Raw genomic sequence first — 17,491 nt, 5'->3', positions numbered from 1 at the left:
GAACGACTTACTTCTTTTCGTCGTCTTTAACTTCTTCAAATTCCGCATCAACAGCATCATCTGCAGGCTCTGCTTCAGCTTGTTCAGCGCCTTCGGCACCTTCAGCTTGCGCCGCTTCTGCGTACATCTTCTGAGCCAGACCAGAGATCGCTTCAGTCAGGGCAGCGGTCTTAGTATCGATCGCTTCTTTATCATCGCCCTTCAGCACTTCTTCCAGCTCTTCAACCGCTGCGTTGATCGCAGTTTTCTCTTCTTCAGTTGCCTTATCACCAGCATCTTCCAGAGTCTTCTTCGCCGAATGAATCATCGCGTCACCCTGGTTACGGGCCTGACTGATCTCTTCAAACTTCTTATCCGCTTCAGCGTTCGCTTCAGCATCCTGAATCATCTGTTCAACTTCTTCATCACTCAGGCCTGAAGAGGCTTTGATGATAATAGACTGTTCTTTACCCGTCGCTTTATCCTTCGCACCAACGTGCAGGATACCGTTTGCATCGATATCGAAAGTTACTTCGATCTGAGGCATGCCACGCGGAGCAGGTGGGATATCAGCCAGATCGAAACGACCCAGAGACTTGTTACCTGATGCTTGCTTACGCTCACCCTGAACAACGTGGATAGTTACCGCTGTCTGGTTATCATCTGCAGTCGAGAACACCTGAGATTTCTTCGTTGGGATAGTCGTGTTCTTATCGATAACCGGAGTCGCAACGCCACCCATGGTTTCGATACCCAGGCTCAGAGGCGTTACGTCCAGCAGCAATACGTCTTTAACGTCGCCAGCCAGTACCGCACCCTGAATAGATGCACCTACAGCAACCGCTTCGTCCGGGTTAACATCTTTACGTGCTTCTTTACCGAAGAACTCAGTAACGCTGGACTGAACCAGAGGCATACGGGTCTGACCGCCTACCAAAATCACTTCATCAATTTCAGAAACAGACAGCTCAGCATCTTTCAGCGCGATACGGCAAGGGTCCAGAGAACGCTTAACCAGATCTTCAACCAGAGATTCCAGCTTGGCACGGCTGATCTTAACGTTCAGGTGCTTAGGACCAGTCGCATCAGCAGTGATGTATGGCAGGTTTACGTCAGTAGTCTGTGTAGAAGACAGCTCAACCTTCGCTTTCTCAGCACCTTCTTTCAAACGCTGAAGAGCCAATGGATCATTATGCAGATCGATACCGGACTCTTTCTTAAATTCAGCCGCTAAATACTCGATCAAACGTAGATCGAAGTCTTCACCACCCAGGAATGTGTCGCCGTTTGTTGCCAGCACTTCAAACTGGTGCTCGCCATCAACTTCTGCAATCTCAATGATAGAGATATCGAACGTACCACCACCCAGGTCGTATACAGCGATTGTCTTATCGCCTTTAGACTTATCCATACCGTAAGCCAGTGCCGCAGCGGTTGGCTCGTTGATAATACGTTTAACAGTCAGGCCAGCAATCTGACCTGCATCTTTTGTTGCCTGACGCTGAGAATCGTTAAAGTAAGCAGGCACAGTGATAACAGCCTCAGTAACATCTTCACCCAGGTAGTCTTCTGCTGTTTTCTTCATCTTCTTCAGAATTTCAGCAGAGATCTGTGGCGCCGCCATCTTCTTATCGTTTACCTGAACCCAGGCATCGCCGTTATCGGCTTCGATAATTTTGTATGGCACCATTTTGATATCTTTCTGGACCACATCATCTTTAAAACGACGTCCGATCAGACGCTTAATCGCAAACAGAGTGTTGTGCGGGTTAGTAACCGCCTGACGCTTAGCTGGCTGACCAACCAGGATCTCACCGTCATCAGCATAAGCGATGATGGAAGGAGTGGTGCGATCACCCTCAGCATTTTCAATAACGCGTGGCTTGTCGCCATCCAGTACAGAGACACATGAGTTAGTCGTACCCAGGTCAATACCAATAATTCTACCCATTTCAATCACTCCCGTAATTCGGCGCCCGTTATGACGGGCTAAATTCTTTTCTAACTTGCTAGCTATATTGGTGCGGTTTTTTAAGTTTCAAGACCCTGCAACCAACTAAGTCAGCGACTATTTACTCTGCGCCCTTAGACACAATCACCATCGCCGGACGAATCAAGCGACTGTTCAGGCTATAACCTTTCTGCATAACGGCCATCACATGGTTAGCCGGCACCTCAGGATTTGGCACCATCGACATCGCCTGATGCAGTTCCGGATTAAAAGCCTCACCGGCAGGATTATGCTGCTCAACATTAAACTTACCCAGGCCAGAGACGAACATGTTCAATGTCATCTCTACGCCTTCACGCAATACCTTTACCGCTTCATCATCACTGACGCTGGCCTCAATCGCCCGCTCCAGGCTATCAACCACTGGCAGCAGCTCATTGGTAAACTTTTCCAACGCAAACTTATGCGCTTTTTCAACATCCTGCTCAGCCCGGCGGCGTATGTTTTGCATCTCAGCACGGGTACGCAGCTCCTGATCCATCAGTGCAGCCGTTTGATCCTGCGCTTGCGCTAACGCCAGCTGTAAAGCATCCACATCCGCTTCAGAGGCTTGTTCAGCAGCTGTTTCAACAGTCTCATCAGCTGCCGCAGCGCTGTCGACCGCATCAGTTACTGTTTCTGGCTGCATCTCGTCAACCTGAGATTTATCTTCGCCTGACATCACTCTCTCCAACCATCTGATATTTAAAATTTCTATTGAGCTTGTATATGGGGCTAAGACAACTGGATTCAAGTGGTTTTTCTGAGTTTTTTTTAACCAGACTGAGTAGTTAATCATTGCGCATCCATAATTATTGGCATATAAATAAAACACTGTATAAAAACACAGATAAAACCCTATGCTGACTCAACTCAATATTCGCAATTACGCCATTGTCGAGGAACTGGATCTGGAACTGGACGCCGGTATGACCGTTGTCAGTGGCGAAACCGGTGCGGGCAAGTCAATTATGCTGGATGCTCTGGGGCTCACTCTGGGCGACCGGGCAGACATGGGCTCAGTGCGCAAAGGCGCAGAGCGTGCAGAAATCATCGCCAGTTTCGACATCACTAACATCCCCAGCGCCAGGAAATGGCTACAGCTCCAGGATATGGATGATGACGAATGTATCCTTCGCAGAGTCATTACCAGCGAAGGTCGCTCGCGCAGCTATATTAACGGCAGCCCCTGTCCCATCACTAAAGTGAAAGAACTGGGCGAGTACCTGATTGAGATTCACGGGCAGCATGAACACCAGCGACTACTGAAAAAAGATCATCACCGCTATCTGTTAGATGCTTATTCCGGCAAAGCAGAGCTGGCCAAACAGACCCGCCAGCTGTTTCGTAACTGGAACACCCTTAACAAACGCCTGCAACAACTCTCCGCTCAAAGCGAAGAACAAACCGCGCGGCTACAACTGTTAAGTTATCAGGCGGAAGAACTTGAGCAACTTGAGCTAACCGAAGGCGAATTCGAAGCATTAGTTGAAGAACAAAGCACACTGGCCAATGCCGGTGAGATTATCCAGTCAGGCCAGCAAATACTGCAACTAACCAGCGAAGATGAGACCACCAACTGTCTGAGCTTAATCAACCAATGCCAGCACCTGTTAGAGAACATTAAAGGCACCTCACCTTCGATTACCCAAACAGTCGAGATGCTCAACAGCGCCCATATTCAGATCGAAGAAGCGGCACAGGAGATTAGCCACTATCTCGAACGGGTTGAGCTGAACCCGGAACGACAAGCGATCGTCGAAAGTCGACTGAGCGCTATTTTCGATCTGGCGCGTAAACACCGAATTCCCGCTGAGCAGTTATCCAGATTCCACCAGGACATTCACTCCGAGCTGGAAAATCTGAATCTTTCAGATCAGGCTCTGGAGCAACTGCATCAGGAAACCCAAGAGGCACGCAAAACATTCCTGAACAGCGCAGAAAAACTCAGCAAGGTTCGCATCAAAGCCGCCAAAGCCCTCTCTAGCGATGTAGACAAACAGCTTCACAGTTTAGGTATGGAAGCGGCGAAACTGACTGTAGGCCTCACCCCTTACACTAAAGATCATCTCAGCGCTCACGGTCTTGAGGAAGTTGAATTCCTTATTTCGACTAACGCAGGACAACCTCCCAGACCCCTGAACAAGGTTGCATCAGGGGGCGAGCTATCAAGGGTATCTCTGGCTATTCAGGTTATCACCGCACAAACGTCCAGCACACCGACACTCATCTTTGATGAGGTCGATGTGGGCATCGGTGGCGCTATCGCGGAAGTGGTCGGTAAATTACTGCGTCAATTAGGTGAGAACAATCAGATTTTAGTGGTCACTCACCAACCGCAGGTGGCCTCGCAGGGCCATCAGCACCTGTTCGTCAGCAAGCAAACGGTGAAAGACAAAACGATCACCCGAATCGACCGACTCAAGATCGATCAGCGGGTTGGGGAAGTAGCGCGTATGCTGGGCGGAATTGATGTGACTGAAACCTCACTGGATCATGCGCGTGAAATGCTGGGACTAGCAGACGCCAGAAGCTGATTAACGTTCAGACACAAAAAAACCGGCCATTGCCGGTTTTTTTTATGCTGCCATCGCCAGCCTTAGGCTTTAGGGCTGCACCCTTCTGCACATTCGCCATACAGATAGAGCGTCCGGTCGGTAATTTTAAAACCCAGCTCCTGAGCAATCTGATCCTGACGGTCTTTTAATGCAGGGTCGCTAAATTCCCGAACCTTACCGCATTTCACACAGACAATATGATCGTGCTGTTCATCCTGCGTCAGTTCAAAGACAGAATGACCACCCTCAAAATGATGTCGTGAAACCAAACCCGCCGCTTCAAACTGAGTCAGCACCCGGTAAACCGTCGCCAGACCTACATCTTCGTTGTGTTCCAACAAAAGCTTGTAAATATCTTCAGCACTGAAATGATCGCCTTCACCTGCTTTTTCAAGAATCTGATAAATTTTTACCCGAGGCAGGGTTACCTTCAGGCCGGCGTTTCTTAATTCTTGATTTTCATGTGCCATAATCTTTCTCTATGATGTTTATCGCAACGAATGTTAGACTTGCGATTCCAATTATCTGATTTTATACGCGAAAGTGGAAGTCATTTACTAATGCAAAAAATTCTTATTAGCGTTATTGCTGCTATTTTGCTTTCCGGGTGTGCCGAATTTCCCGGAGTTTACAAGATCGATATCCCTCAGGGTAACGTGGTTACTCAGGAAATGGTCGACACCCTCCGCCCAGGGATGACACAAAACCAGGTACGCTATGTACTGGGTACACCGTTGATTACAGACACCTTCAGCAGTAACCGCTGGGACTATGTCTATCGCAACCAGTACGGTGAAACCGGTACTGTAACTCAGCAACAGCTAACCGTGCTTTTTGACGACGCGGGCAGGCTATCGGGTCTGGCCGGCGACTTCCGTCCAGGTGGACAGCAGCAGTAAGCTACAGAAAATCATATCTGCTTTCAACATCGACAGTCTTATAAAAAAACCGACATCGTCCGGTTTTTTTAGGTCTGAAATCGGAGACTATTTAGCCTCTTCCGCTTCCCGCTCAGCTTTCGCCTTCGCAGCCCGGCGAGCCCGCACCTCTTTCGGATCAGCAATTAATGGACGGTAAATCTCCACTCGCTGATCCGGTTTAAGAATATAGCTTTTCGGATCAGGAATTCCCTTACCAAAAATGCCCATTGAATCATTCTCCGGATCAATCTGAGGATAGATCTCAACAATACGGGACTGAATCACCGCTTCATAAGCAGAACAATCTTCCGCTACCTGCAGTGATATAATTTTCTGCTCATGGGGTAGCGCAAATGCTACTTCAACCTTAATCATCTCTGTACCCCCGACCTTAATCTATTAATCCTAAACACTTAACCATAAACCTGATCAGCACGACTCACGAAGGCATCAACCATGGTCACCGCCATCTGATTGAAGACTTTACCCATCGCCAGGCTAGCCAGTTTACCGGAAAAATCAAACTGCAGGCTGAGACTCACCTTACAAGCCTCATCGCTCAGCGGTTGAAATAACCAAACACCGGAAAGACTGGAAAACGGGCCTTCGACCAGTTCTATCCGGATCTTCCCCGGACGTTCGTGCTCATTGCGGGTGGTAAAGCTGTATTTAAGACCCGCCTTAGCCACCATCAGACTCGCCTGCATCGTCGTATCTGTAGACTCAATCAGGGTAGTACCGGAACACCAGGGCAGAAACTGCGGATAGCTTTCCACATCATTTACCAGATCAAACATCTGCTCTGCTGTGTGAAGCACCAATGCACTCCGGTCTACCTGTGTCATTCAATCAGCCCAGTTTTTCGATCAGGTTCAAAATAAAGATCGCGGCAACCGCGACAGGTGCAATATAACGGATCGCAACCGACCAGGCCAGATAATAGCCCGGATTAGCCATTGCCAGTTCTTCACGGGTTACTTTTTGCTTCAGCGCCCAACCGGCAAAGCAGGCCACAAACAAGCCGCCCAACGGCAGGAAGACATTCGCGGTTATAAAATCGAGGAAGTCGAAAATATTCATACCAAACAAGGAGATATCGCTACCGAAATTGAACGAGCTCAGCGCCGCGATACCCAACAGCCAGACAACCAGCCCCAGCAGAATACAAACCGGGCCACGCTTAAGGCCAAACTTCTCTACCATCCAGGCAACACCAGGCTCCATCAGCGAGATCGCAGAGGTCCAGGCTGCCAGCGCTACCAGCACGAAGAACAGGAAGCCAAAGACCTGGCCACCCGGCATCTGCCCGAAGGCCACCGGCAGAGTAATAAACATCAAACCCGGGCCTGCACCCGGGTCCAGTGAGTTAGCGAATACGATTGGAAAGATCGCCATTCCCGCGATTAGCGCAATAGCGGTATCCAGCGCAGCAATGGTCAGCACCGTCCCCCCTATCGAAGCGTTCTTAGGCATATAGGAGCCATAAGCCATGATTGAGCCCATACCCAGTGACAAGGTAAAGAAGGAGTGCCCCAGCGCAACCAGCACGGCATCCCAGGACAGTTCAGAAGGGTCAAAATGGAAAAGAAAATCCAGGCCCTCACCAAAAGACCCAGACGTCATCGAATAACCCAGTAATACCAGCAACAAGACAAACAGAGCAGGCATCATCAGTTTAGTGGCCCGCTCAAGGCCCTTATTCACACCGCCCAGTAACACCACCATCACAAGCACTACAAATACTGAGTGCCAGATCAACAGAGTCTGCGGATCGGCCAGCAGATCACTAAAGACCTTACCCGCCTGCTCGCTGCCCACATCAAGAAAGTCGCCGTTGGCCATCGCCGCAACGTACGCCAGCACCCACCCGGCAACTACCGAGTAGAATGAGAAAATCAAAAATCCGGCCAGAGCACCCATCCACCCCACCAGCGCCCATTTAGGCGAATGATCTGACTCAATCGCAACCTCGCGCATCGAATTGATAGGGCTTTGACGTCCCCGGCGCCCCACCAGCACCTCGGCCATCATAATGGGCACACCAACACCCAGAATAAACAACAGGTAGACCAGTACAAAAGCACCGCCGCCATTTTCACCCGCGATATATGGAAACTTCCAGATGTTACCCAAGCCGACTGCTGATCCTGTTGCAGCCATGATAAAGATCCAGCGGTTAGCCCATGAACCATGAATATTCTGACGGTCTTTCATGTAAATCTCTTAAAGTAGACGGATATTTCAAATAGTAAACCAGGCGCATTGTCCATATTATAGCCACCTAATTCAATGATACTGGCCAGACCAGTGATAAAAAACCGACATTAGTTTTATCACTCCACTTATTGCGTTCATACGCTTCCAGCGATTCAATTCGCTTTCATTGCATTGCAGTGCTCTATATAATCGCGCCCCATGGCAAAGAAGAAACCAAAAATCAGTAGCAACACCATCTGTCAGAACAAAAAAGCCCGGCATGAGTATCATATCGATACCAAGTTTGAGGCTGGAATGGCTCTGGCAGGATGGGAAGTAAAAAGTCTCCGCGATGGCCGCGCTCAGCTTGTAGAATCCTATGTGATTATACATAACAGCGAAGCCTGGCTCGTTGGTGCCCATTTTACGCCACTGAAAACAGCCTGTACTCACGTTGTTGCCGATCCTACCCGGCAACGAAAACTGCTGCTCAACCGTCGTGAGATCGATCGCCTGATCGGTGCCACACAAGCGCAAGGCTTCACCTGTGTTGCTTTGTCCCTGTATTGGAAGAACGACAAAGTTAAGTGTGAAATTGCACTGGCTAAAGGTAAAAAGCAGCACGATAAGCGGGATACAGAAAAAGATCGCGACTGGAACCGCCAGAAGCAACGCATAATGGCGGCAAAGTAAGCCTCTTTTTACACTTTCTTTTTATATCGGCGTAATTGTTGATGTAAGTTTTGTCATAACGGCTATAATGGCCGCCTGATTCAGAGAACGAACCTGTTCCTCTGCTGTCAGAAACACTATGGGGATGACTTGGCTTCGACGCTGATTACGAACCCTTTGGTGCATGTCGTGAGTGTAGTGAATCACGTAAATCAATTACTACACAGTTATAGTTGCAAACGACGATAACTACGCTCTAGCAGCATAGTCTGCTTGCGCTGCTCCTTCAGGTGTCTATAACTAGAGGATTTTGCAGTGTCATTCGAGATAGAATCGCCCGGAAGCTTTGTCTCAAGCGGAACGGTTAAAACTTAAAGAGGCTCGCCCTATACGCCCTGACCTTCGGGCCGTTGCGGGTTAACTCAGTAGAAGTGTCTAAACATGTAGATCTAGAGGCAGAGGATTGGCGGACGCGGGTTCGACCCCCGCCATCTCCACCAAACACCACGGAAAAGGCCGCCCTCAGGGTGGCCTTTTTTGTTAATTATGTTGGTCAGATAAGCAGCTAGCCAAACTAGCTTTTGTCGTAAGCCTCACCCGCTACCACACAAACGCAATCTAATAGGATTTTCCATCATGGAAGCACGTCAAAAGCACAACCGCCGCCTACGTAAAAAACTGTACCTGGGTGAATTTGCCGTTAATCTCTTTGAGATTCATGTAAAGCTGTCTACCAACGAAACTAGTGAACTGGACGCCTTCATTGCCAGCTTTGTTGATCAGCTTGAAAAGCAGGGTCTGACCTACTTTGGCTACTCTGATCCTGACGGTATTCAGGGCCACGTCCTCTCGCAGCAGCGCTACGAGTCCCCTACTGAGAGCCAGCGACAGGAATTGGCTGATTGGTGCAAGGCTTACCCTACTATGGAAAGTTCCGAATTAGGTGAGTTAGTAGATATTAACCAGGCTTAATATCTACTCCCTGATGGACCAGGAAGAGCTCTTCAGTGGGTGTCGTGATTTACGACACCTACTAGTGAGAAACAGGCTCTTAGCTATTTCTTAACTACATACCTGTTCAGGTAAAACTCTGTCTAAGAGAAGCTCTCCCCTCTAATCGTCTTCGGTTCTATACAGCTAGCGCCTACAGATAAACAATATTACGACTCTGCCCCCTATTTATTATCCTATCTCTTCGCTCAACTGATAAATTCCTCACAACTGCGGCTACCAGTATTTAGGATAATTATCTGACCGGCTCAGGTTGTTATATAGCAGTGCTACCAGCACCAAGAGAACAGCACCACTCAGGGTAGGAAAGAACAGATAATCCCAACCCGGCTGAAGTAGAAAGACTATGACCGGGTTTGAACCGGCCGGCGGATGTACTGTTCGGCTAGCCATCATCAACATGATCGCAACACCGACAGCCAAAGCGACTGACCACCAAACAGGACCGAATAATATTACAAAAGTTAACCCTGTTAATGTGCTAATAAAATGCCCGAGAATCACATTTCTGGGTTGTGAAAAAGGCGCATCAGGAAACCCGAATACGAGTACACAGGAAGCACCAAAAGAACCCATTATCAGTACCGTTTCCAGGCTGTCTGCCAAATAGGCCAATAGCGCTATTGCAATAAAACCACCCAACCCGGCAACCAATATATTCCTGACTGGATGTTTCGCAGGTAAAGAAGTGGCATCCCCTCTCATTTTCACCAACAGATCAGCCATGTAACTCTCCAAAAACTTACCGGACAACATACAAAGTAGACCAATCTGTCTACCACCAGACTCATAGTAGACAGACCGGTCTACTCCTGTCAATATTGATGTTTTAGAATTCGGTGAAACGCATGTCAGACAAACGACTTCAATTGATCAAAACAGCCTTTAAGCTCTTTTATCTGAAGGGAGTGCATGCGGTTGGGATCAATGAGATATTATCTGAATCAGGCGTTGCTAAAAAAACCTTATATCATCACTTTTCTGGCAAAGAGGCACTAGTGTCAGCCGTTCTTGAGTACCGCGACCAGCGCTTTCATGACTGGCTAAAAGGCCAATTAGATCAGGCTAAGCCCGGTCCGGACAGCGTCCTGACTTTATTTGATGCACTTGATGACTGGTTCAATAACCGGGTTGATGAGCTACAACCCTTTCATGGCTGTTTCTTTATCAATGTTAGCGCCGAATTCAGTGAACCTAACAATCCTCTTCATCAACTATGTAGCCACCATAAAGAGCGCGTTGCTCAACTAATCAGAGCTCAGGTAGAAACGCTAGATCTCGAGCCTGTTGCGGCGGACGCTTTCACAAATGCATTATGTTTACTCAAAGAAGGCGCTATTACCCTGGCCCATGTACAAGGTGACCGCCTTGCTGCAATTAAAGCAAAAGAAACCGCCTTGCAGCTACTTCAAAGCAGCCATTGCATGAGAGATTAAAACTGAGCTAAGAAAGGTACGAACAAGCGTTATCTGGCGACGCAGAAGTAGCAATACTCAAACTCGGAAATTTCTAACTTTTAAAAGCTTAATATCCTTTAGTGACATACTGAACATAAGCATCACAAGACTTCTGCATTTCAAGTTTTGTGCTGTTGGAGTCAAATTGGATGTGAGCTTTTTTCCAGTCATCACATGACCTTCGTAATCTTTTTCCTTTAGTTGTTTGCTTTCGCTGCTCTTCAGTAGCAGCTTGCTCCGACCTCTGAGCTCTGACTTGCTTCGCTTGCACAACATTAATTTGTTCACGGAGCTCTTTGGACACCATGGATGCTTGATAAGCAACATACTGTGCTGAAATATAATTTGAAAGTAAGTTACCCGAAGCTACACCAAAAATTATAATCATTAGGATTAAAAGATAATGCAGAGGCTTTTGCATGATTAAAATTCCTTTTCTTATCAATACATAAGGAGCGATTTCTTCTCACCCTACCCTTCCCATATACTCCGACGGCCTCAAATCACAGAGTTCTTCTAAATTACCCTGTAACGAGAATACCTTCGGATCTGTTCGATATTTAAAGACTCGATACAAGTGGTAACGTTTAGCATTTGCTTGTGAAAAACGCAGTTCGTTTGGGGTGACATAGAATGGCGTATTCTTGCCGTTCTTGGTGGTTTTCGCCTCAATATATCGATCTGTACCATTTTCTTCAAAAGAAAGAATATCAAATCCTGCAGCAGGCCCCTGAGTAACAGAAATCTGCTCTATCCGTTCAGCCAGAGACTCTTTGCCTGCCCGAATAAGGCGAGCCTTTTCGAAATTAATAACAAACTGCTCACCTGCATCACCCAACTCAATATTGTTCGCTTCAATTTCCAAGAAGTTAACCTTCTCAGGTACATAAATAGCACGGGGTTCAGCTATCGAGCTTCCACTAGTATCTACAGGCTCAGGAGCATCTTCATAGGCTGCCAAGAAGTCCTGAATAGATGGGATAATAGGTAACGCTTCAGCATCCTTTTTGAACAAAGCATAAAGATCTCGATTTCGAGCTAAATAACCAAAGACTTCATTGAACAAGGCTCCTTGATAATTCCCAAGGGGTTTATAGCCGATAATACCCTGGATATCTTCTGACATTAGTACTGCACTAATGTTTTGATGCTTCATTTCAATTGAACCGTGAGTACGATTATTGAGTTGTTCGATAAGAGCGCGACGATGCCCTGTTTTGTTATACTTCTCGCCTCTTAACTCCAAGCGAAGCATATTGAAATAATCTTGAACGACCGCCTCAACTTCAGACTCAGACCAGTTATTAGCCATTTACATCCTTTAAATTTAAAACTAATACCGACACTCTGCCTCTATTTATCAAAATTTTCAATTAGTCAGAATTCCTTTTTCCTACCTGTACTTCCTCCACTAACCCATTGAATCAACAACCCTTTCTTAAGCGCTCTACTGTTATTGACCCAAAGAACGCACATAATCTATCCACCCAAAGCCCATTTTTTTAATAAAAAATTTATCTTACTAATTTTCAAATCCTGAACAGGCGATTTTCTCGTAACAACAATTAGAGGTTTCTCTTTTACTTTCATGAAGATAAGGGTAAATACCTATAAAACACCCGCAGATAACTTTATCGTAGATTTTAAAAAAGGCAGGATAATTCATCGCAAGAACCCGCTTTACTCTCTTAAAAACCTGTTGACTAAAAAAAATACCACCGATAGTATTTCTCGCCAGTACACCCCAAAACCCAACAGGTGTGCAGTAGTATTTCCCCGGCTACCCGCCGGTACAATAAAAACAATATTCAGCCATTGCTGTGATCCAGCAAGGTTAAAGGTATTTTGTAATGACAATGCGTCTCTCTCATCTCAGTGCCCCTGTGCACGCTCTTAATGCATCCGCAGTATCTGTTGTTTTGCCCCTGGCGAGTGATTCTCCGCCGCCAATGCGCTTAAGCCTGTCTGTGCGAGCATAGCCCGCCGGCGTTACACCTTCTTTCTCTTTTTTCTTTCTGATTCGTTCTGATACAGACAGCTCGACTGTACCTGTTCAGCACCAGGAGATCTCAGCATGCAGCAAACTATTACTCTGCAGGACAAGTGGGAAAAGCAGTCCGGTCGCGTCTATCTGACCGGTAGCCAGGCACTGGCACGTCTACCCATGTTACAAGCCGAGCGTGACCGTACCGCCGGACTCAATACTGCCGGTTTCATCTCCGGTTACCGCGGTTCACCACTGGGGAATTTTGACAAGACCCTGTGGCAGATCCGTGACTACCTGAAACAGCACAACATTACCTTTCAGCCCGGCGTTAATGAAGATCTGGGCGCCACTTCCGTATGGGGTTCGCAACAGGTCAACGTGTTCGAAGGCGCACGCTACGATGGCGTATTTGGCCTCTGGTATGGCAAAGGACCGGGTGTCGATCGCACCGGGGATGTGCTGAAGCACGCTAATGCCTTTGGTACCTCACCACTGGGCGGCGTACTGGCCGTTGCCGGTGATGACCACGCCAGCAAATCATCCACTCTGCCACATCAGAGTGACTACGCGTTTATGGACGCGATGATACCGGTACTGTACCCATCCGGTATTCAGGAAATGCTCGATTACGGCCTTTATGGCTGGGCGATGTCCCGCTACAGCGGCTGCTGGGTCGGCATGAAAGCACTGGCTGAAGTGATGGATTCTGCAATCTCCGCCAATCTGGATCAGGCCCGCCTTGAGATCAATACACCCACCGATTTTGAGCTACCTTCCGACGGGTTGAATGCCCGCTGGCCGGATAAGCCGCTACAGCAGGAAGAACGCCTGCACCGCTATAAGATACATGCTGCGCAAGCCTTCTGTCGCACCAACCGTCTTGACCGCACCATCATTGACACCGCCACACCGCGCTTCGGCATTGTCACCACCGGCAAGTCTTACCTGGATGTTCTGCAGGCACTGGAAGATCTGGGCATCAGCCACCAGCAAGCCGCTTCTCTCGGTATCCGCCTCTACAAGGTAGCAATGCCATGGCCACTTGAGCCCGAAGGTATTCACGAGTTTGCTCAGGGTCTGGACGAAGTCCTGGTGATCGAAGAGAAACGTAGCCTGATCGAAGATCAGCTGAAAGAGCAGCTCTACAGCTGGCAGGATCAGTCTGCCCGTCCGCGCATCGTCGGCAAGCGAGATGACCAGAACAACGAACTTCTGACGTCACTGGGCGAACTTACCCCGGCGATGATCGCCCGGGCGATTGCCGCGCGCATTGCACCGTTTTACACCAGCGAGCAGATCAGCAGCCGGCTGGATTTCCTGACCGGGAAAGAAGCCGAACTGGCCCAGCCTCGCGCCTTGCTGGAACGTACTCCACACTTCTGTTCCGGCTGTCCACACAACACCTCCACTACGCTGCCAGAAGGCAGTCGCGCCCTGGGCGGTATTGGCTGTCATTACATGGCCACCTGGATGGACCGTGGCACCGACACCTTCACCCAGATGGGTGGTGAAGGAACCACCTGGATCGGCCAGGCGCCGTTCACTGAAAACAACCATGTCTTCCAGAATCTGGGCGATGGTACCTACTTCCATTCGGGCCTGCTGGCCATCCGTGCGACCGTCGCATCCGGCGTCAACATCACCTACAAGGTGCTGTACAACGATGCTGTAGCGATGACCGGTGGTCAGCCGATCGATGGCACCCTGACGGTGCAGCAGATAACTCATCAGCTGTACGGTGAAGGTATCCGCCGCATTGCACTGGTCAGTGACGAGCCAAACAAGTACCCGAGCCGGGCTGAATTTGCCGACGGCGTTACCTTCCACCATCGCGACGATCTGCATTCGGTACAGATGGAGTTACGGGAATTAACCGGTTGCACAGTGATAATCTACGACCAGACCTGCGCCGCTGAAAAACGCCGTCGTCGTAAGCGCAACGAGATGACCGATCCGGATAAGCGTGTCGTTATTAATTCGGAGATCTGTGAGGGTTGTGGCGATTGCGGCATACAGTCTAACTGTCTGTCCCTGTTGCCCAAGGAGACCGATCGCGGCCGTAAGCGCAGCATTGATCAATCCTCCTGCAACAAGGATTTCAGCTGCGTGCGCGGTTTCTGCCCCAGCTTTGTGACCGTTAAGGGTGGTACGCTTCGCAAGCCCGAAGCCGTGGGTAGCAACCTGGCGTTTACCGAATTGCCAGAGCCGACACTGCCGAGCTGCAGCACACCCTACAACATTATGCTGACCGGCGTTGGCGGCACCGGTGTCGTGACGGTTAGTGCTCTACTGGGCATGGCCGCACATATCGAAGGGAAAGGTGCCGGCGTGCTGGATCAAATAGGTCTGGCACAAAAATTTGGCGCCGTTATGAGCCATATCCGTATCGCCGACACGCAGGAACAGATCCACACAGTGCGTATTCCTGCCGGTGAAACCGACCTGATGATCGGTTTCGACCTGATGGTTGGTGCCAGCGAAGAAGCGCTTGGCAAGCTGGATCGCCAGCGTAGTCACGTCGTGGTGAACAATCACGAGACCATGCCCGCTGCATTCACCCGAGACCCGGATATCCAGGTGCCCACTGAAGCGATGCAACAGGTGATCCGCGATACCGCCATCGCCAATGGCAGCCACTGCCTGGATGCCACTCAGCTGGCCACCGCCCTGCTCGGCAACGGTATGGCAGTCAATCTGTTCTGCATCGGTTTCGCCTGGCAGAAAGGTCTGATTCCATTGCACAGCCAAGCCATTGAGAAAGCGATTGAACTCAACGGCGTTGCCATCAAGGCCAATAAGCAGGCGTTCCTGTGGGGCCGCCGCGCAGCATTCGATCTGGCGCAGGTACAGGCGATTGCCAATCCTGACCCGCAGGTACAAGCCGTCAAGTTGATGCCCAGTCTGAATGAAATCATCGAGCGTGAAATGACTCACTTGCGTGATTACCAGAACGATGCGCTGGCACGCCGCTACAAGGCGCTGGTAGACAAGGTTCAACAGGCTGAGAATGCCCAGACGAACAGCTCCGGCCTGACCCTCGCCGTCGCAGAAAACTACAGCAAAGTGCTGGCGTATAAAGATGAGTATGAAGTGGCCCGCCAACTCACCTCGGCGCAGTTCCGCAAGCAACTGGAAGCCCAGTTTGAGGGTGACCTGGAGCTTGAATTCAATCTCGCACCACCGCTGATCAGCCGCCTTAACCCGGCCACTGGCCGACCACGCAAACGCGTATTCAGCGAAAAGGTACTGCCGCTGTTCCGCCTGCTGGCAAAGCTACGCAGCCTGCGCGGCACACCACTGGACCTGTTCAGCTACGGTGCCGATCGCCGTCTGGAACGCCGTCTGATCAGTGAATATGAGAGTGACATCCAACAACTACTGTCCTCCCTTAATAACCATAGCCATCAGGATGCCTGTGAGCTGGCACGCCTGCCTGCTGCCATCCGTGGCTATGGACCGGTGAAAGAGGCCGCCTACGACAAAGCACAACAGCAGCGTCAGGAGCTTCTCGCCCGGGTTAGTCAGACCAGCGACAGCCAGCAACAAGCTCAGGCTTTATAAACAGTCGCGAGACGTTTTAGCCCGAGCCTTACAACAAGAATAACGATTTAAGGAATACCTGATTATGTCCGTATTTAGCCATCCGGAATTTGATAACCATGAACAACTGTCCTTCTTCTGTGATGAAGAAACCGGCCTGAAAGCTATTATCGCCATTCACAACACCAACCGCGGCCCGGCACTGGGCGGCTGTCGGATGTGGAACTACGCCAGCGATGAGGAAGCGTTGCGCGATGTCCTGCGTCTGTCGAAAGGCATGACCTACAAGTCTGCCCTGGCCAACCTCGATCTGGGCGGCGGCAAGTCGGTGATTATCGGCGATCCACGCAAACATAAAAGCGAGGATCTACTGGCCGCCATGGGACGTTTCCTGGAGCGCACCGGAAATCAGTATATCGCTGCTGAAGATTCCGGAACCAGCGTGCCGGATCTGCAGGTTATGAACCGCTTTACCGACAATGTTGCCGGTGTCACCGAGCGCACCGGTATCGATGGCCTGCCCTGTAACGGCGATCCATCACCGGCTACCGCCTACGGCACCTTTATCGGTTTAAAAACAGCGGTTCAATATAAGTTAGACCGCAAAGACCTGAGCGGCCTGAAAGTCGCTATCCAGGGGGTCGGCAATGTTGGCTACCGTCTCGCCGAGCACCTGCATGCCGCCGGGGCTGAACTGTTCGTGACCGATATCCACGAGGAACAGGTACAACGGGCAGTGACAGAACTGGGCGCTACCGCTGTGTCGCAGAACGAAATTCTGTCTCTGGATGTGGATGTTATCGCCCCCTGCGCCCTTGGCGCCGTATTGAATGACGACAGCATTCCTCTGATCAAAGCTAAAGTCGTGGCGGGTGCATCGAACAACCAGCTGGCCTCGCAACGCCATGACCTGATGTTACGCGAGCGCGGCATCCTCTATGCCCCGGACTACGTATTGAATGCTGGCGGCATCATCGATGTTTTCTACGAGCGAGTCGGCCATGAGCACACCAAAGTCCGCGCGCACGTCGAAACCATTGCCGACACTCTCACCGAAATCTTCGGACGCGCCGATGTGCAGGATCGCCCCACCGGTGAAATTGCCAACGAACTGGCGGAAGAACGTTTCATGAAATAGCGTTTTTTAAGCAACAAAAACCTTTTTGCGGGTTGCCCGTCAG

Annotated in this window: 16 protein-coding genes and 1 other RNA gene; 8 read left to right on the top strand and 9 right to left on the bottom strand. The window is 49.7% G+C overall.

Features of this window, described 5'->3' with window-relative positions; genetic code table 11:
- Positions 1–7: 7 nt before the first annotated feature.
- Entirely contained in the window at positions 8–1,930 is a 1,923-nt protein-coding gene (gene dnaK / locus AMJAP_RS01885; protein WP_019620867.1) for a molecular chaperone DnaK, read from the bottom strand.
- A gap of 121 nt (positions 1,931–2,051) precedes the next feature.
- The gene (grpE, locus tag AMJAP_RS01880; RefSeq protein WP_026340015.1) at positions 2,052–2,651 is read right to left on the bottom strand and encodes a nucleotide exchange factor GrpE; all 600 of its coding nucleotides are present in this window, start codon (positions 2,649–2,651) and stop codon (positions 2,052–2,054) included.
- A gap of 178 nt (positions 2,652–2,829) precedes the next feature.
- Between grpE and recN the strand changes: the two genes are divergently transcribed.
- Positions 2,830–4,506 carry a DNA repair protein RecN gene (gene recN / locus AMJAP_RS01875; RefSeq protein ID WP_019620869.1) on the top strand — a complete coding sequence of 559 codons (1,677 nt, stop codon included), beginning with the start codon at positions 2,830–2,832 and terminating at the stop codon, positions 4,504–4,506.
- Between the two features lie 62 nt (positions 4,507–4,568).
- Here the strand turns inward: recN and fur are convergent, their stop codons facing one another.
- Positions 4,569–4,997: a ferric iron uptake transcriptional regulator gene (fur, locus tag AMJAP_RS01870; RefSeq protein WP_019620870.1), complete on the bottom strand. Its 429-nt coding sequence runs from the start codon at positions 4,995–4,997 to the stop codon at positions 4,569–4,571.
- Between the two features lie 90 nt (positions 4,998–5,087).
- Between fur and AMJAP_RS01865 the strand changes: the two genes are divergently transcribed.
- Complete coding sequence (locus tag AMJAP_RS01865; protein ID WP_019620871.1) at positions 5,088–5,426, top strand: outer membrane protein assembly factor BamE; 339 nt, start codon at positions 5,088–5,090, stop codon at positions 5,424–5,426.
- 87 nt (positions 5,427–5,513) lie between these two features.
- Here AMJAP_RS01865 and AMJAP_RS01860 read toward each other — a convergent pair whose 3' ends face one another.
- Genes AMJAP_RS01860 through AMJAP_RS01850 form a run of 3 tightly spaced genes read right to left on the bottom strand, consistent with a single transcriptional unit; the run spans position 5,514 to position 7,661 of the window.
- Complete coding sequence (locus AMJAP_RS01860) at positions 5,514–5,822, bottom strand: RnfH family protein (protein ID WP_019620872.1); 309 nt, start codon at positions 5,820–5,822, stop codon at positions 5,514–5,516.
- Between the two features lie 38 nt (positions 5,823–5,860).
- Positions 5,861–6,292, bottom strand: coding sequence for a type II toxin-antitoxin system RatA family toxin (locus tag AMJAP_RS01855; protein ID WP_019620873.1), 432 nt, complete (start codon positions 6,290–6,292; stop codon positions 5,861–5,863).
- A 4-nt stretch (positions 6,293–6,296) separates the two neighbouring features.
- Positions 6,297–7,661 (bottom strand): sodium-dependent transporter, encoded by a 1,365-nt coding sequence (locus tag AMJAP_RS01850; protein ID WP_019620874.1) that lies wholly within the window; start codon positions 7,659–7,661, stop codon positions 6,297–6,299.
- A 201-nt stretch (positions 7,662–7,862) separates the two neighbouring features.
- On the opposite strand from AMJAP_RS01850, the gene smpB reads away from it, so the two are divergent.
- From smpB to AMJAP_RS01835, 3 genes are all read left to right on the top strand, one after another.
- A complete protein-coding gene (smpB, locus tag AMJAP_RS01845; RefSeq protein ID WP_019620875.1) occupies positions 7,863–8,336 on the top strand; it encodes an SsrA-binding protein SmpB in 474 nt (157 codons plus the stop codon).
- A 120-nt stretch (positions 8,337–8,456) separates the two neighbouring features.
- Positions 8,457–8,815, top strand: a transfer-messenger RNA (tmRNA) gene (ssrA, locus tag AMJAP_RS01840).
- 136 nt (positions 8,816–8,951) lie between these two features.
- A complete protein-coding gene (locus AMJAP_RS01835; RefSeq protein ID WP_019620876.1) occupies positions 8,952–9,287 on the top strand; it encodes a 50S ribosome-binding protein YggL in 336 nt (111 codons plus the stop codon).
- A 255-nt stretch (positions 9,288–9,542) separates the two neighbouring features.
- Here the strand turns inward: AMJAP_RS01835 and AMJAP_RS01830 are convergent, their stop codons facing one another.
- Complete coding sequence (locus AMJAP_RS01830; RefSeq protein WP_019620877.1) at positions 9,543–10,052, bottom strand: HPP family protein; 510 nt, start codon at positions 10,050–10,052, stop codon at positions 9,543–9,545.
- 122 nt (positions 10,053–10,174) lie between these two features.
- On the opposite strand from AMJAP_RS01830, the gene AMJAP_RS01825 reads away from it, so the two are divergent.
- Positions 10,175–10,762 carry a TetR/AcrR family transcriptional regulator gene (locus AMJAP_RS01825; RefSeq protein ID WP_019620878.1) on the top strand — a complete coding sequence of 196 codons (588 nt, stop codon included), beginning with the start codon at positions 10,175–10,177 and terminating at the stop codon, positions 10,760–10,762.
- Between the two features lie 88 nt (positions 10,763–10,850).
- On the opposite strand, the gene AMJAP_RS01820 is transcribed toward AMJAP_RS01825, so the two are convergent.
- Together AMJAP_RS01820 and AMJAP_RS01815 are read right to left on the bottom strand one after the other, a co-directional pair.
- Complete coding sequence (locus AMJAP_RS01820) at positions 10,851–11,204, bottom strand: hypothetical protein (RefSeq protein WP_019620879.1); 354 nt, start codon at positions 11,202–11,204, stop codon at positions 10,851–10,853.
- 45 nt (positions 11,205–11,249) lie between these two features.
- Positions 11,250–12,095, bottom strand: a complete 846-nt coding sequence (locus AMJAP_RS01815; protein WP_019620880.1) for a protein NO VEIN domain-containing protein — start codon at positions 12,093–12,095, stop codon at positions 11,250–11,252.
- 762 nt (positions 12,096–12,857) lie between these two features.
- On the opposite strand from AMJAP_RS01815, the gene AMJAP_RS01810 reads away from it, so the two are divergent.
- Together AMJAP_RS01810 and AMJAP_RS01805 are read left to right on the top strand one after the other, a co-directional pair.
- Complete coding sequence (locus AMJAP_RS01810) at positions 12,858–16,331, top strand: indolepyruvate ferredoxin oxidoreductase family protein (RefSeq protein ID WP_019620881.1); 3,474 nt, start codon at positions 12,858–12,860, stop codon at positions 16,329–16,331.
- A gap of 64 nt (positions 16,332–16,395) precedes the next feature.
- Entirely contained in the window at positions 16,396–17,448 is a 1,053-nt protein-coding gene (locus AMJAP_RS01805) for a Leu/Phe/Val dehydrogenase (protein WP_019620882.1), read from the top strand.
- Positions 17,449–17,491: the final 43 nt, after the last annotated feature.

Source organism: Amphritea japonica ATCC BAA-1530 (assembly GCF_016592435.1).
GTDB classification, from domain to species: domain Bacteria; phylum Pseudomonadota; class Gammaproteobacteria; order Pseudomonadales; family Balneatricaceae; genus Amphritea; species Amphritea japonica.
Note: the sequence above shows the minus strand (reverse complement) of the source record. Positions and strands in the feature narration are given on the sequence as shown.

What these genes read in the sequence shown, in the direction of transcription:
- dnaK (WP_019620867.1), bottom strand. Translation starts at nt 1,930, where the DNA reads ATGGGTAGAATTATTGGTATTGACCTGGGTACGACTAACTCATGTGTC.
- grpE (WP_026340015.1), bottom strand. Translation starts at nt 2,651, where the DNA reads ATGTCAGGCGAAGATAAATCTCAGGTTGACGAGATGCAGCCAGAAACA.
- recN (WP_019620869.1), top strand. Translation starts at nt 2,830, where the DNA reads ATGCTGACTCAACTCAATATTCGCAATTACGCCATTGTCGAGGAACTG.
- fur (WP_019620870.1), bottom strand. Translation starts at nt 4,997, where the DNA reads ATGGCACATGAAAATCAAGAATTAAGAAACGCCGGCCTGAAGGTAACC.
- AMJAP_RS01865 (WP_019620871.1), top strand. Translation starts at nt 5,088, where the DNA reads ATGCAAAAAATTCTTATTAGCGTTATTGCTGCTATTTTGCTTTCCGGG.
- AMJAP_RS01860 (WP_019620872.1), bottom strand. Translation starts at nt 5,822, where the DNA reads ATGATTAAGGTTGAAGTAGCATTTGCGCTACCCCATGAGCAGAAAATT.
- AMJAP_RS01855 (WP_019620873.1), bottom strand. Translation starts at nt 6,292, where the DNA reads ATGACACAGGTAGACCGGAGTGCATTGGTGCTTCACACAGCAGAGCAG.
- AMJAP_RS01850 (WP_019620874.1), bottom strand. Translation starts at nt 7,661, where the DNA reads ATGAAAGACCGTCAGAATATTCATGGTTCATGGGCTAACCGCTGGATC.
- smpB (WP_019620875.1), top strand. Translation starts at nt 7,863, where the DNA reads ATGGCAAAGAAGAAACCAAAAATCAGTAGCAACACCATCTGTCAGAAC.
- AMJAP_RS01835 (WP_019620876.1), top strand. Translation starts at nt 8,952, where the DNA reads ATGGAAGCACGTCAAAAGCACAACCGCCGCCTACGTAAAAAACTGTAC.
- AMJAP_RS01830 (WP_019620877.1), bottom strand. Translation starts at nt 10,052, where the DNA reads ATGGCTGATCTGTTGGTGAAAATGAGAGGGGATGCCACTTCTTTACCT.
- AMJAP_RS01825 (WP_019620878.1), top strand. Translation starts at nt 10,175, where the DNA reads ATGTCAGACAAACGACTTCAATTGATCAAAACAGCCTTTAAGCTCTTT.
- AMJAP_RS01820 (WP_019620879.1), bottom strand. Translation starts at nt 11,204, where the DNA reads ATGCAAAAGCCTCTGCATTATCTTTTAATCCTAATGATTATAATTTTT.
- AMJAP_RS01815 (WP_019620880.1), bottom strand. Translation starts at nt 12,095, where the DNA reads ATGGCTAATAACTGGTCTGAGTCTGAAGTTGAGGCGGTCGTTCAAGAT.
- AMJAP_RS01810 (WP_019620881.1), top strand. Translation starts at nt 12,858, where the DNA reads ATGCAGCAAACTATTACTCTGCAGGACAAGTGGGAAAAGCAGTCCGGT.
- AMJAP_RS01805 (WP_019620882.1), top strand. Translation starts at nt 16,396, where the DNA reads ATGTCCGTATTTAGCCATCCGGAATTTGATAACCATGAACAACTGTCC.